This is a genomic window from Actinopolyspora mortivallis (genome assembly GCF_003001495.1).
Taxonomy (GTDB): Bacteria; Actinomycetota; Actinomycetes; order Mycobacteriales; family Pseudonocardiaceae; genus Actinopolyspora; species Actinopolyspora mortivallis_A.
The window spans coordinates 39,675-52,928 of record NZ_PVSR01000028.1; the positions used below are offsets into that span (position 1 = coordinate 39,675).

A 13,254-nucleotide genomic window follows, 5' to 3' on the forward strand; every position below is an offset into this window, starting at 1 on the left:
CCGCTCGGCCTCGCCGCGGAGCACGCGGCCGTGGGTGGCGGCCGCGTGCTCCGCAGGGGGTCACTGCTGCCCGCAGGCCTCCAGCACCAGCTCGCGGACCCGTTTGGCGTCGGCCTGCCCGTTGGTCGCCTTCATCACGGCGCCGACGATCGCGCCGGCGGCCTGGACCTTGCCACCACGGATCTTCTCGGCGGCGTCGGGCTGGGCGGCCAGGGCCTCGTCCACGGCGGCCCGCAGCGAGGAGTCGTCGGAGACCACCTCCAGCCCGTCGGCCGCGATGATCTCGTCGGGCTCACCACGCCCCTCCAGCACACCGTCGACGACCTGCCGGGCGAGCTTGTGGGTGAGTTTGCCCTCCCCCACCAACTCGATCACCCGGGCCACCTGGGACGGCGTGATCGGCAACGCGGCCAGCTCGACACCACGCTCGTTGGCCCGCTGGCTCAAATAGGCCACCCACCAGGAACGGGCCTCGGAAGGCGTGGCCCCGGCGTCCACGGTGGCCGAGACGAGATCCAGGGCACCGGCGTTGACCAGGTCACGCAGTTCCTCGTCCGAGAGCTCCCACTGCTGCTGCACCCGCCTGCGCCGTTCCCACGGCATCTCGGGGAGGGTGGCGCGCAGCTGTTCCACCCACTCCCGGGAGGGAGCGATGGGAACCAGGTCCGGTTCGGGGAAGTACCGGTAGTCCTCGGCCTCCTCCTTGCGCCGTCCCGATGAGGTCTCCCCCGTGGACTCGTCGAAGTGCCTCGTCTCCTGCACGATCTCCGAGCCGTTGCTCAGCAGCGTGGCCTGCCTGCGCATCTCGAAACGCACGGCGCGCTCGATGCTGCGGAAGGAGTTGACGTTCTTCGTCTCGGTACGGGTACCGAAGCCGGTCTCACCCCTGGGGGCCAACGAGACGTTCGCGTCGCAGCGCAGCGATCCCTGGTCCATCCGGACGTCGGAAACCCCCATGGAACGCAGCAGGTCGCGCAGCGCCGTGACATAGGCACGCGCGACCTCGGGGGCACGTTCCCCGGCTCCCGTGATCGGCTTGGTGACGATCTCGATCAGGGGCACGCCGGCCCTGTTGTAGTCCAGCAGGGAGTGCTCGGCACCGTGAATCCGACCGTCGGCACCCCCCACGTGGGAGGACTTGCCGGTGTCCTCCTCCATGTGTGCCCGTTCGATGCCCACACGGAAGGTCTGCCCGTCGTCGAGCTCCACGTCGAGATGACCGTCGAAGACGATCGGCTCGTCGTACTGCGAGGTCTGGAAGTTCTTGGGCATGTCCGGGTAGAAGTAGTTCTTCCGCGCGAACCTGCACCACTCGGCGACCTCGCAGTTCAACGCCAGACCGATGCGGATGGCCGATTCCACGGCGGTGCCGTTGACCACGGGCAACGCACCGGGCATCCCCAGACAGACCGGGCACACCCGCGTGTTCGGCTCGGCACCGAACTCGTTGGCGCAGCCACAGAACATCTTGGTGGCCGTGGACAACTCGACATGCACCTCGAGGCCCAACGTCGGATCGAAACGACGCAGCACCTCGTCGTAATCCATGATCTCGGCGACCGCCGTCATTGCTGTCCCGCCTTACGTACCTCACGAACCGCCAACGCCACCCCGGTGATCAGCCCGAGAACGGTGACGACGGCGTCGGCCATCACCAGCCGGTCCCTGTCCCTGCGGGCCTGACGGATCTTGCCGCGCAGGCCGACCCCCCTGGACAACTCGGCTCCTACCGCGAGCAACGCCCGTAGCTTGGGATTCATCGGGCCACCTCCAACTGTGGAACACGGTCGATCAGCGCGCCGCCCGCAGCGGCGTTCCTGGCCGCCTCGTAGGCTGCCCCCACCCGGTACAGCCGTTCGTCGGCCATGGCGGGAGCCATGATCTGCAGTCCGACCGGCAGACCGTCCTCCGCAGCGAGCCCGGAGGGCACGCTCATGGCCGCGTTGCCGGCGAGATTGCTGGGGATCGTGCACAGATCGGCCAGGTACATGGCCATCGGGTCGTCGGCCCGCTCCCCGATGCGGAAGGCGGTGGTGGGCGTCGTCGGGGAGACGAGCACGTCCACCCGCTCGAACGCGGCCGCGAAATCCCGGCTGACCAGCGTCCGCACCTTCTGTGCCTGACCGTAGTAGGCGTCGTAGTAACCGGAGGACAGCGCGTAGGTTCCGAGCATGATCCGTCGTTTGACCTCGGCACCGAAGCCCTGTTCCCGGGTGAGGGACATGACCTCCTCGGTGCTGCGGTCCCCGTCGTCACCGACGCGCAACCCGTAACGCATGGCGTCGAACCGGGCGAGGTTCGAGGAGCACTCGCTGGGGGCGATCAGGTAGTAGGCCCCCAGGGCGTACTCGAAGTGGGGACAGGAGACCTCGACGACCTCGGCACCGAGTTCGGTGAGGGTGTCCACGGCGGTGCGGAAGGAGTCCAGCACTCCCTGCTGGTAACCCTCCCCGGAGAACTCGCGGACGACTCCCACACGGACCCCCCGGAGGTCACCCGCGGCTCCTTCCCTCGCTGCGGCCGTCACCCCGGGCACGGGCGCGTCGATCGAGGTCGAGTCCATCGGGTCGTGCCCGGCGATGACCTCGTGCAGCATGGCCGCGTCCAACACGGTGCGTCCGCACGGTCCTCCCTGGTCCAGGGAGGAGGAGAAGGCGACCAGGCCGTAGCGGGAAACACCGCCGTAGGTCGGCTTGACTCCGACGGTGCCCGTGACCGCTGCGGGCTGGCGGATGGAACCGCCCGTGTCGGTCCCGATGGCCAACGGCGCCTCGAAGGCGGCCAGCGCCGCCGAGGAGCCACCACCGGAGCCACCGGGCACCCGCTCCAGGTCCCAGGGATTGTGGGTGACGCCGAAGGCGGAGTTCTCGGTGGAGGACCCCATGGCGAACTCGTCCATGTTGGTCTTGCCGAGAATCACCACACCGGCCTCGCGGAGGCGCGCCGCCACCGTGGAGTCGTACGGCGGTACCCACCCCTCCAGCATCTTCGAACCACAGGTGGTGGGCATGTCGGTGGTGGTGAACACGTCCTTGAGCGCCAGCGGCACTCCCGCCAGCGGCGAGACCGCCCTGCCCGCGGCGCGGTCCTCGTCGGCACGACGGGCCGCGTCGAGCGCCTCCTGCCGGTCCACGTGGAGGAAGGCTCCCACCTCGGGCTCCACCGCTTCGACGCGGTCGAGATGAGCCCGGGTGACTTCCACCGCGGACACCTCGCCGGAGGCGAGTCGGGCTGCCAGTTCGGAGGCCGTCAGACGGGTGAGCTCGGTGGCACCGCCCCCCTCCGGACCGGACGTCGTCGAGGTCATCACGCCTCCTCGTTCAAAATCCGTGGTACGCGGAACCTGTTCTCCTCGGTCGCCGGAGCTCCGGCCAGGGCCTGCTCCCGGGAGAGCCCCTCGCGTACCTCGTCGGGCCGAAAAACGTTGGTCACCGGTACCGCGTGGGACGTGGGCGGTATGTCGTCGGCGGCGACCTCGCCCACCCTGGCAACCGCGTCGAGAATCACATCGAGCTGACCTGCGAACCGGTCGAGTTCCTCCTCGGAAACGGCCAGTCTGGCGAGTCCGGCGAGGTGTGCCACCTCGTCACGGGAGATCGTGGACAATGCGCGGACCCCTTATCATGTCCGGTTCTTTCTGGTATCCGTTCGTTTCCGGCTACCACACGTGTTCGGGGTAATGAGGTGTCATCGAGTCTATGGGCAGCGGCCTCGGGGGCCCACGGGTGGTTCGCCCGCCGAGCTCCGGTTCACACGGCGTTCACGGCCACGCCCGATCGACAGCCTCCCACGTCTGTCACAATTTGGCCGGTCTGCTCCAAGCACGGCGGTCACGGGCCGCCGGTGAACCGTCAGGCGCGGACGGCGAGGTGCCGCGCACGAGGCTGGAGGCGTGAAACCGGTGTCCTTCCTCATCCGGGTCCAGATCCCGGACCGTCCCGGCACTCTCGGGGCGGTGGCGGGCGCGCTGGGCGAGATCGGAGCCGACATTCTCGGCGTGGACGTGGTGGAGCGGAGCAGTGACGGGGCGGTGGACGACCTGGTCGTCGAACTCCCCTCCGGCAGACTCCCCGACGTGCTGATCACGGCCGCCGAGTCGGTGGAGGGAGTGCGGGTCGACGCGGTGCGTCCCTACGCGGGAGTGCTGGACACGCACCGCGAGCTGGAGCTGGTCGAGGAGATCGCGGCCGAGCCGGCTCGTGGTCTGGAGCTGTTCGCCGAGGGAGTTCCCCGGATCATCCGTTCGGGGTGGGCGATGGTCTTCGCGCACCGGGCGGGGGGCTCCGAGCACCTCGCCTCCAGCGGCTCCGCCCCGGAGATCGAACACCTCCAGCTCCCCTGGCTGCCTCTTCCCCGGGCGACGGTCCTCGACGCGGACGACTCGTGGGTTCCGGAGACCTGGCGGGAGCTGGGGACCGAGCTGGCCGCCACCCCCATCGGCAAGCCCGACCGCGTGCTGCTGGCCGGACGCCCGGGCGGTCCGAGGTTCCGCACCTCGGAAGTGGCCCGGCTGGCCCACCTGGCCGGCATCGTGGCCGTGGTGCTGGACGGCTGAGCCCGCATCCCACGGTGCCCACCCGGCCCCGCTCCCGCGACCACGTCCCGACAGGGCGAGCGGACGGGGCCCGGCGACGGGGTCATCCGGTCTCCAGGGCCCTCTCCTCGGCCGCCTCGGGGCCCCGTTCCAACAGCACCCGGAACCCCTCCTCGTCCAGAACCGGCACACCGAGCTGGACCGCCTTGTCGTACTTCGATCCGGGGGCGTCACCGACCACCACGAAGGCCGTCTTCTTCGACACCGACCCCGCGGCCCTGCCCCCGCGGTTCATGATCGCCTCCTTGGCCTCGTCCCGCGAGTAGGTCGGCAGAGAACCGGTGACCACGATCGACAGCCCCTCGAGGTTGCGCGGCACGGCGGAGTCGCGTTCGTCCTCCATCCGCACCCCGGCGGCACGCCACTTGTGGACCACCTCACGGTGCCAGTCCACCTCGAACCACTCGCGGACAGCCCTGGCGATCGTGGGACCCACCCCGTCCACCGCCGCGAGTTCCTCCTCGTCCGCCTTCTCGACGGAGTCCAGCGAACCGAACTCACGGGCCAGCGCCTGGGCCGCCGTGGGGCCCACGAAACGGATCGACAGCGCCACCAACACCCGCCACAGCGGTTGCTGCTTGGCCGACTCCAGATTGTTCAGCAGCTTGTGCCCGTTGACCGTCAGCGAACCGTCCTTGGCCCGGAACAGCTCGGTGCGCAGCAGCTTCTCCTCGTCCAGGTGGAACACGTCGCCCTCGTCGACGAGCACCCCCGCGTCCAACAGCGCCGAAGCCGACTCGTAGCCCAGCACCTCGATGTCGAAGGCCCCCCTGCCCGCGAGGTGGAACAGTCGCTCACGCAACTGCGCCGGGCACGACCGTGCGTTCGGGCAGCGGATGTCGACGTCGCCCTCCTTCTCCCGCCGCAGCTCCGAACCGCATTCGGGGCAGGTGTCGGGCATGGTGAAGCTTCGTTCGGTCCCGTCCCGGGCGTCCACCACCGGCCCCAGCACCTCGGGAATGACGTCGCCGGCCTTGCGGATCACCACGCGATCGCCGATCAGCACCCCTTTGCGCCGCACCTCGTCGGCGTTGTGCAGCGTGGCCATGGCCACCGTCGAGCCCGCCACCTTCACCGGACGCATCACGGCGTAGGGAGTGACCCGCCCGGTTCGACCGACGTTGACACGAATATCGGTCAACTCCGTGGTCGCCTGCTCGGGTGGGTACTTGTAGGCGATGGACCACCGGGGGGCGCGTGAGGTCGTCCCCAGCCTGCGTTGCAGGGCCACGTCGTCGACCTTGATCACGATTCCGTCGATCTCGTGCTCGGCGTCGTGGCGGCGCTCACCCCAGTAACGGACGTGCTCGACCAGCTCCTCCAGGGAGGACAGCACCACGGTGTGCTCGGAAACGGGCAGTCCCCAGGCACGCAACGCCGCGTAGGAGGCCGACTGGGTGGCCGGTTCGAACCCCTCCCGTTTCCCGAGGCCGTGGCAGATCAGCCGCAACGGTCTGGTCTTGCTGATCCGCGGGTCCTTCTGCCGCAGCGAACCGGCGGCACCGTTGCGCGGGTTCGCGAACGCCGTTTTGCCCGCCTCCACCAGCGAGGCGTTGAGCTCGGCGAACTCGTCCAGTCGGAAGTAGACCTCGCCGCGGATCTCCACCAGGGAGGGCACGGGGTACTCCGAACTCTCCGCCAACCGGTCCGGCACGTCCCGCATGGTGCGGACGTTGAGCGTCACGTCCTCCCCGGTCCGGCCGTCCCCCCGGGTCAGCGCCCGTTCCAGCCTGCCGTCCCGGTACAGCAGGTTGACCGCCAGCCCGTCGATCTTCGGTTCGCACAGGAAGTGCGGCGTGGTGCCGGTCTCACGTTCGACCCGGTGCACCCACGCGGACAGTTCCTCGACGTTGAACGCGTTGTCGAGGCTGAGCATCCGTTCCAGGTGGTCGACAGCGGTGAACTCCGTGGAGAAGGTTCCACCGACCTGCTGGGTGGGAGAGTCCGGACCACGCAGCGCCGGGTGTTCCTCCTCCATCCGCTGCAGGGCGACGAACAGCTCGTCGAACTCCCCGTCGGTGATGGTGGGGGAGTCGAGCACGTAGTAACGGAACTGGTGGAAGCGCACCTGCTCCACGAGTTCGTCGTAGCGAGCACGCGTCTGCCGGGGAACGTCCTCCAGCCCCTCGGCCTGTTCGGTGTCCGGGGAGTCCGGTGGGAGGTCCTGCCGTTCCGGCTCCCCGGTCACCGTCGCCGTGTTCCGCGGATCGTGCTCGTGTGTGCGTTCGCTGCCGGTCACGTCCCGAGACTAACCAGCGGCCCCGACACCGGCGCGCGCTCCCCGCGCTCCGCACCCCGCCGGGTGAACACCGCGGGGCTTCCGTTTCCGAGCACGGCTCGTGCCCGATCCGGACGGCGTTTCCGCCGCGCGGGCCCGGATCGATCAGTCTTCCGCATCCGTCCCGGAAGCGTGCTGTCCGGCCAGGGCCCGCACCCGCTCCCGAAAACTCAGCAGATCCACCGCTCCCTCCGGGGGGACGACGGCCGTCTCCACTCGTCCCAGCCGGTCGGCCGCGAGCCTCTCCCCCAGAGTGGCGTGCAGGGGCAGAAACGTCAGCGCCTCCCGCTCGGCGGTCTCCAACTCGGCGAACCCGGGGTGGTACACGGCGACGTCGACCAGCTGCCTGCTCTCGTCGTACTGGGCGGCCACCCGAACCTGCCGGAGCGGATACCCCTTGCCGTGCAGGTTCACCGTCACCTCCGTGGGGTCCGGCACGGGCGGCACCGCGTCGTGGTACTCCCAGAGCGAGTCGGGTTCGGGGGCCTCCGCCTTCCACGCGTCGGTGTAGGGACGCAGCTCCGGATCCGCCTGGGAGGTGAGCACCAGGGCGTAGACGGCTTCCGTCCCCCGTTCGATCGAAAAGTTCAACCCGGGATGCAGTTCGGCGACCGCCTCGGCCAGCTGGTGGTCCACCCGGTGCGGGGTCCCGTCCCCCAGGGCCGAGCCCACCAGGGGAAGCAGTTCCTCCCAGCGCCGCCAGAAGACGCGGGCGCGCCGCCGGGCCTCCTCCGTGGAGACCACACCCCGGGGCTCCCGGTTCCGTCCGCGCCTCCACCGACCGAGTACGCGCCGCACGAATCCCAGCACGGTCCCGCTCCTTCCTGTCCCGGTGTTCGGTAACGAGCACGGCAGCCGAGGTCCCCTCCGCGCGCCGGAAGCCGCCCGGCCGGTGGGAACCGCCGAACAGGTGAGCACCGTCCGGCGAACCCACGGTGCCGACGCCCGGGCCGTTCCCGTCGAAACGGGGCTCCTCGGCCACGGGGATTACAACCCCGGGGGACTTCCTATCAGGATCGCGTACCCGCTCGTGGGGTTTCGGGAGAACCCCGGGTCACCGTCGTTCACCTGTTGCCGGCGGTCCACTCGCTCCACGGGATCTGCCAGTCCCCGAAACCGTCCCAGGAGGCCAGCTGGTCTCCACCCGAGTTCGTGACCTCCACCACGTCTCCCTTCTTCACCAGGTCGTAGACCCACTTGGCGTCGGCGAGGCTCATGTTGATGCAGCCGTGGCTGACGTTGCGTTCCCCCTGATCGGCCACGGACCAGGGAGCGGCGTGCAGGAACTCCCCTCCGTTGGAGATGCGCACCGCCCACTTGACCCGGGTGCGGTAGCCTCCCTCGTCCAGGCCGAGTCCGTAGGTGGTGGAGTCCATGAGATAGCTGTCGTGCTTGCGCATCACCACGTGCGTCCCGTTGTGCGAGGGGAAGGAGGGACGGCCGAGCGAGACGGGCAGGGTCCGTTCGACCTCTCCGTTCACCTCGACCTTCATCCGGTGGCTCTGTCCGTCGGCCCGCAGGATCACGCGGTCACCGATACGGACGGTGGCGCTGCGGTCCTCTTCTCCGTAAACGCCGTTGCCCAGGTTCTTGCCGTAGACGTTCACGTCGATCGAGATCTTCGTCCCCGACTTCCAGTAGTTCTCGGGACGCCAGTGCACCTCGCGGTCGTCGAACCAGTAGAAGGCCCCCTCGACGGCGGGTTCCGTGTTGATCTCGATGGCTTTCTCGGCCCGTTCCTTGTTCGGGGCGGGCGCGTCCTCGCTGAAGTAGAACGCCAGGGGCTGACCCACTCCCACGGTCTGTCCGTCCAGGGGGTTCATGGAGACGTAGGTGAGGCTCTCGGGAGTCAGTGTGGTGAACTCCGAGCTCTCGGTCAGGGTCCTGCCGTCGCCACCCGTCGCCTTCGCGACGATCCGATACGTCTTGCCGTATCCGAGCGGTTCCCCGACTGCCCAGCTCGCCGCGTCCTCGGCCAGGTCACCGGCGACCTCCTCCCCGGAGGAGTTGGTCATCGTCACCTCCGTCAGTTCGGCGTTGAGCGCCTTCACCCCGATGTCATCCACCGGGGAGACGTCGGTGGCCCCTCCCTCGGGAGTGAACTCCAGGGCTGGCGGCCCGCTCGGTTCCTCCGCGGCGGAGTCCCCGTTCGCCCCGCCGCCCCCGGTGGCGGCTCCGCACCCCGTGGCCAGTGCCACGACGAGCCCCAGGACCACGCCCCGGACTCCGAGAAGAACCGACCTTCCTCCCGAAGAGTGATGTAACAGCTTCATCAGCGGCATTCCGTTCAAGACGATGTACCATTCCCCGCTCAGTCGTACGGAGATCAATACCTCAAAGGGTGAGGGTCGAGAAGAACATCCCCCATAAGGACACGAAGAGTGAAAACCGTACGACTTTCACTCGGGATGACGCCGTCACCCCACCCGGGGTTGTCACCGCGACCGCTCCGTAGCCATTCCGTGACCTCGCCCTCGCCCACGAAACCGACCCCTTCGGCGAAACCCGGCCCGACCGAACCCAACCCACGAACCGAACCCGCACGACGGAACAGCAGCGCACAAGCACCTCACCGCACACACCACGAGCGAAACGCCCCCCCTCGAAACCGCTCCGCTGCCAGCGTGCTAATGTTTCACATGTCGCCAGCGAGAGGGACGACCCGGCAGGCGAACAAAGTGAAAACAACACAAGCGCCAATAGCTCAAGTGGTAGAGCAACTGACTCTTAATCAGTGGGTTTGGGGTTCGAGTCCCTATTGGCGCACATCGGATCCCGGGCTTCGGCCCGGGATTTTTCGTTTCCGCGGCGAGACACGTCCGTAAACTCGACACCGACGCACGGCAGTCATCCCCACCCGCGGAGTAACATCCCATGACAATGGCCCCACCCGGTGAGGAACACCACACTCCGGATCGGAGCGGGCGACACGGAGCCGAGCCCGGTCACGCCGGTTGGCGCGAACTGGTTTTCTGGTATCCGTGGGTTCTTCCCGTGCTCGGGTTGACCCTGGCGGTGCTCGGCTTCCGGGTCTTCGCCGCGATCACGGAGCAGGTCTACGAACACAGCGCGCTGCTCACCCTGGACCGGGAACTGTTGGAACGGATCGCGGTGCTGCGGGATCCGACCACGGTGGCGGTCTTCAACATCATCACGTACCTGGGCGACGGGATCACACTCGCCCTCGTGGTGCTCTCCGTGTCCGTGTGGCTCGGTTTCCGGGCCCGCAGCTGGGCTCCCCCACTGCTGATGCTGCTCACCTCGGCAGGAACCGCGACCGTCGTCTTCCTGGTCAAGATCACCATAGCCCGCCCCCGTCCTGTTCCGGCTCCCAACGCGCTCACCGAGGACAGCTTCGCGTTTCCCTCGGGTCACTCGGCCCACTCCGCCGCCGTCTACCTGATGCTGGCGTTCCTGCTGGTCCAACATTCGGGTGTCCCCCGGAGGCGGTGGTACGGGGTCGGGGGCCTGGCGGTACTACTGGTACTGGTCACCGGTCTTTCCAGACTGGTTCTGGGAGTGCACTCACCCTCCGACGTGCTGGCGGGCTGGATGCTCGGTACGAGCCTCACGCTCCTGCTGATCAGTCTGTGGACCCTGTCGGACCGACTCGCTCCGCTACGCGGCAGACTGGTCGAACGCGCCCGCCTACGCCGTGGACGACAACACCCACCTTCCACCGGGGCGGACGACACCCACCATCCCCCCACCGGTTGAGTACCGGCCCGACCGAACAGAGACCATGCGTGCACGAACCCGACATCCGATCCCTCTGGTCGGCGGATCTCCCGCCACGGCTCGGCTTCACAGACTCACAACCTCCACGGCGCCCGTGGCAGTCCTGGTCCTGCACGGAGGACGCCCCCACAGCAAGAAACCGATGCGCCCCTGGCGATTGGCCTATCTGCGCATGTGGTGGCTGGCGCGAACCCTGCGCGCGGCCGTGAGCGCCACCTCACGACCGGCGACGGTGTGGCTGCTCCGCAACCGTCTGCGCGGGTGGAACGAGCCGCTCCGCGATCCACTGGTCGACGCCCGATGGGCGACGGCGGCCATCCGGGCCCGGCAGCCCGACACGAGAATCGTGCTCGTGGGGCACTCCATGGGCGGCCGAGCCGCGTTGCTGCTGGGGGACGAACCCGGTGTGGACGGGGTCTGCGCGCTCGCCCCCTGGGTGGAAACCTCCGATCCCTGCGAACACCTCGGCGACACCGAGGCGCTCCTCGTCCACGGTGACCGGGACAGCACCACGTCGGCCAGAGCCTCGGCCGACTACGCACGACGCGCCGCACAGGCCGGCCACCGGGTCCGTTTCCGCCGCGTACCCGGTGGTGGACACGCGATGCTGCGCCACCACCGGGAATGGGCGAATCTGGTTCGTGAATTCGTCGTACGGGCCGTCGAGGAGGCGGGAAGCAGACGGGGTTCGGAGCACACCTCCGAGAGACCACCGTCAGCTCCCCACTCCCCGGAGAGTCCCGACGACGACACACGGCCGCGAACCGGGTGAGTTCCCGGCAGGACTCAGCACACGGCTCCCTGTGCGGCGGAGCCCACCAACCTGGCGTACTTGCCGAGCACCCCGTGGCGGTAGCGGGGCTCCGGCGGGGACCAAGCGGAACGACGCCGTTGCAGTTCCTCCTCGTCGACGAGCAGGTCGAGAGTACGTTCCCGCAGATCGAGCCGGATCGGATCTCCGTCCTCCACCAGGGCTATCGGCCCCCCGTCGGTGGCTTCAGGGGCGACGTGCCCGATGCACAGCCCGGTGGTACCGCCGGAGAAACGACCGTCGGTGAGCAGGAGCACGTCCCTGCCCAGACCGGCCCCCTTGATCGCTCCCGTGACCGCCAGCATCTCCCGCATGCCGGGTCCGCCACGCGGTCCCTCGTAGCGGATGACGACCACGTCACCGGAACGGAGCGAGTCGGCCTCCACGGCGTCCATCGCGGCCTGTTCCCCGTCGAACACCCTTGCGGTGCCCTCGAAACGGGCGGTGTCGAAACCCGCACTCTTCACCACAGCCCCTTCGGGGGCCAACGAGCCACGCAACACGGTGAGGCCGCCGGTGGGATGTATCGGATCGGACAGTCGGTGCAGCACGGAACCGTCCAGTTCCGGAGGAGCGAGTTCCTCCAGGTTCTCGGCGACGGTGCGGCCGGTCACCGTGACACAGTCCCCGTGCAGGAGCCCCGCGTCCAGCAGGGCCTTCATGACGACGGGAACCCCACCGATGCGGTCGACTTCCGTCATCACGTACTCGCCGAACGGTTTCACGTCGGCCAGATGGGGGGTCCGGTCTCCCACTCGGTTGAAGTCCTCCAGGGTCAGCTCCACCCCGGCCTCGTAGGCGATGGCCAGCAGGTGCAACACGGCGTTGGTCGAGCCCCCGAAGGCCATCACCACGGCGATGGCGTTCTCGAAAGCCTCCTTCGTCAACACGTCCCGCGCCGTGATGCCCCGCTCCAGCATGCGCACCACCGCACGTCCCGCTTCCCGCGCGCCGGCGTCCCTCCGTCGGTCCACGGAAGGGGGGCTGGCCGAACCGGGCAGGGACATCCCCAGCGCCTCGGCGGCACAGGCCATCGTGTTGGCGGTGTACATGCCGCCACAGGCACCCTCGCCCGGGCAGATCGCCCGTTCGATCCGGTCGACCTCGGAGCGGGAGATCAGCCCGCGGGCGCAGGCACCGACGGCTTCGAAAGCGTCGATGATCGTGACGTCCCTGCCGTCGACCTTCCCGGGAAGGATCGATCCCGCGTAGATGAAGACGGAGGCCAGGTCCAGCCGCGCGGCCGCCATCAGCATACCGGGCAGGCTCTTGTCGCATCCCGCCAGCAGCAGCGAGCCGTCCAGTCGTTCGGCCTGCATCACGGTTTCCACCGAATCGGCGATCATCTCCCGGGACACGAGCGAATAGTGCATTCCTTCGTGACCCATGGAGATTCCGTCGGAAACCGAGATCGTGCCGAACTCCAGCGGATACCCGTTGGCCGCGTGGACGCCTTCCTTGGCACTGCCCGCGAGGCGTTTCAGGGACAGGTTGCAGGGGGTTATCTCGTTCCAGGAAGAGGCTACGCCGATCTGCGGCTTGGAGAAATCGTCGTCGCGCATACCGACGGCACGCAGCATGCCACGTGCGGCCGCCCGTTCCAGGCCGTCGGTGACCTCGTGGCTACGTGGCTTGAGCGGACTCCGGGGGATACCGGACTCGGAAACCTTGTCATCCCTCAAGACGGTGTCTTCGTTCACACGTCGAGGGTAGTAGGTGACTGAAATTCGAGGGTGGGTGTGGTGGGGGGTCGGCGGTGTCCGTGGTTCCCGCACTCGTGGGGGTGCAGTAGGTCGGGCGCTGGAGGGCTTAGCTGCCGGGTTCGGGATGGGG

The 13,254-nt window shown here is 68.5% G+C and carries 11 protein-coding genes and 1 tRNA gene; 4 read left to right on the forward strand and 8 right to left on the reverse strand.

The genetic code is table 11. The features are described from left to right. Positions 1-60: 60 nt before the first annotated feature. The 4 genes from gatB to gatC are packed head-to-tail and all read right to left on the reverse strand — an operon-like array spanning position 61 to position 3,606. Positions 61-1,569: an Asp-tRNA(Asn)/Glu-tRNA(Gln) amidotransferase subunit GatB gene (gene gatB / locus CEP50_RS14575; RefSeq protein ID WP_106114502.1), complete on the reverse strand. Its 1,509-nt coding sequence runs from the start codon at positions 1,567-1,569 to the stop codon at positions 61-63. Beyond that, the gene (locus CEP50_RS14580) at positions 1,566-1,760 is read right to left on the reverse strand and encodes a hypothetical protein (RefSeq protein ID WP_106114503.1); all 195 of its coding nucleotides are present in this window, start codon (positions 1,758-1,760) and stop codon (positions 1,566-1,568) included. The genes gatB and CEP50_RS14580 overlap by 4 nt, the downstream gene beginning before the upstream one ends. After that, the gene (gatA, locus tag CEP50_RS14585) at positions 1,757-3,307 is read right to left on the reverse strand and encodes an Asp-tRNA(Asn)/Glu-tRNA(Gln) amidotransferase subunit GatA (protein ID WP_106114504.1); all 1,551 of its coding nucleotides are present in this window, start codon (positions 3,305-3,307) and stop codon (positions 1,757-1,759) included. Before gatA ends, CEP50_RS14580 begins: the two co-directional genes overlap by 4 nt. Continuing rightward, positions 3,307-3,606 carry an Asp-tRNA(Asn)/Glu-tRNA(Gln) amidotransferase subunit GatC gene (gene gatC, locus CEP50_RS14590; RefSeq protein ID WP_019854930.1) on the reverse strand — a complete coding sequence of 100 codons (300 nt, stop codon included), beginning with the start codon at positions 3,604-3,606 and terminating at the stop codon, positions 3,307-3,309. The genes gatA and gatC overlap by 1 nt, the downstream gene beginning before the upstream one ends. Positions 3,607-3,901: 295 nt before the next feature. Here gatC and CEP50_RS14595 point away from each other — a divergent pair, with 295 nt between their 5' ends. Then, positions 3,902-4,555: an amino acid-binding protein gene (locus tag CEP50_RS14595; protein WP_026449145.1), complete on the forward strand. Its 654-nt coding sequence runs from the start codon at positions 3,902-3,904 to the stop codon at positions 4,553-4,555. 82 nt (positions 4,556-4,637) lie between these two features. On the opposite strand, the gene ligA is transcribed toward CEP50_RS14595, so the two are convergent. From ligA to CEP50_RS14610, 3 genes are all read right to left on the reverse strand, one after another. After that, positions 4,638-6,782, reverse strand: coding sequence for an NAD-dependent DNA ligase LigA (gene ligA, locus CEP50_RS14600; protein WP_106114514.1), 2,145 nt, complete (start codon positions 6,780-6,782; stop codon positions 4,638-4,640). 195 nt (positions 6,783-6,977) lie between these two features. Then, positions 6,978-7,682, reverse strand: a complete 705-nt coding sequence (locus CEP50_RS14605; RefSeq protein WP_106114505.1) for a hypothetical protein — start codon at positions 7,680-7,682, stop codon at positions 6,978-6,980. Between the two features lie 254 nt (positions 7,683-7,936). After that, a complete protein-coding gene (locus CEP50_RS14610) occupies positions 7,937-9,145 on the reverse strand; it encodes a L,D-transpeptidase (RefSeq protein WP_181188402.1) in 1,209 nt (402 codons plus the stop codon). A gap of 420 nt (positions 9,146-9,565) precedes the next feature. Here CEP50_RS14610 and CEP50_RS14615 point away from each other — a divergent pair. The 3 genes from CEP50_RS14615 to CEP50_RS14625 all read left to right on the forward strand — a co-directional run bounded on the left by CEP50_RS14615 (position 9,566) and on the right by CEP50_RS14625 (position 11,382). Then, positions 9,566-9,638 (forward strand) — tRNA-Lys (locus tag CEP50_RS14615). A 114-nt stretch (positions 9,639-9,752) separates the two neighbouring features. After that, entirely contained in the window at positions 9,753-10,589 is an 837-nt protein-coding gene (locus tag CEP50_RS14620) for a phosphatase PAP2 family protein (RefSeq protein ID WP_106114507.1), read from the forward strand. Between the two features lie 115 nt (positions 10,590-10,704). After that, a complete protein-coding gene (locus tag CEP50_RS14625) occupies positions 10,705-11,382 on the forward strand; it encodes an alpha/beta hydrolase (protein ID WP_106114515.1) in 678 nt (225 codons plus the stop codon). A 14-nt stretch (positions 11,383-11,396) separates the two neighbouring features. Here the strand turns inward: CEP50_RS14625 and ilvD are convergent, their stop codons facing one another. Further along, positions 11,397-13,073, reverse strand: a complete 1,677-nt coding sequence (ilvD, locus tag CEP50_RS14630; protein WP_106114516.1) for a dihydroxy-acid dehydratase — start codon at positions 13,071-13,073, stop codon at positions 11,397-11,399. Positions 13,074-13,254: the final 181 nt, after the last annotated feature.

Excerpts from the sequence above, each read along its gene's own strand:
- gatB (WP_106114502.1), bottom strand. The coding sequence starts at position 1,569 with ATGACGGCGGTCGCCGAGATCATGGATTACGACGAGGTGCTGCGTCGT.
- CEP50_RS14580 (WP_106114503.1), bottom strand. The coding sequence starts at position 1,760 with ATGAATCCCAAGCTACGGGCGTTGCTCGCGGTAGGAGCCGAGTTGTCC.
- gatA (WP_106114504.1), bottom strand. The coding sequence starts at position 3,307 with ATGACCTCGACGACGTCCGGTCCGGAGGGGGGCGGTGCCACCGAGCTC.
- CEP50_RS14610 (WP_181188402.1), bottom strand. The coding sequence starts at position 9,145 with ATGAAGCTGTTACATCACTCTTCGGGAGGAAGGTCGGTTCTTCTCGGA.
- CEP50_RS14620 (WP_106114507.1), top strand. The coding sequence starts at position 9,753 with ATGGCCCCACCCGGTGAGGAACACCACACTCCGGATCGGAGCGGGCGA.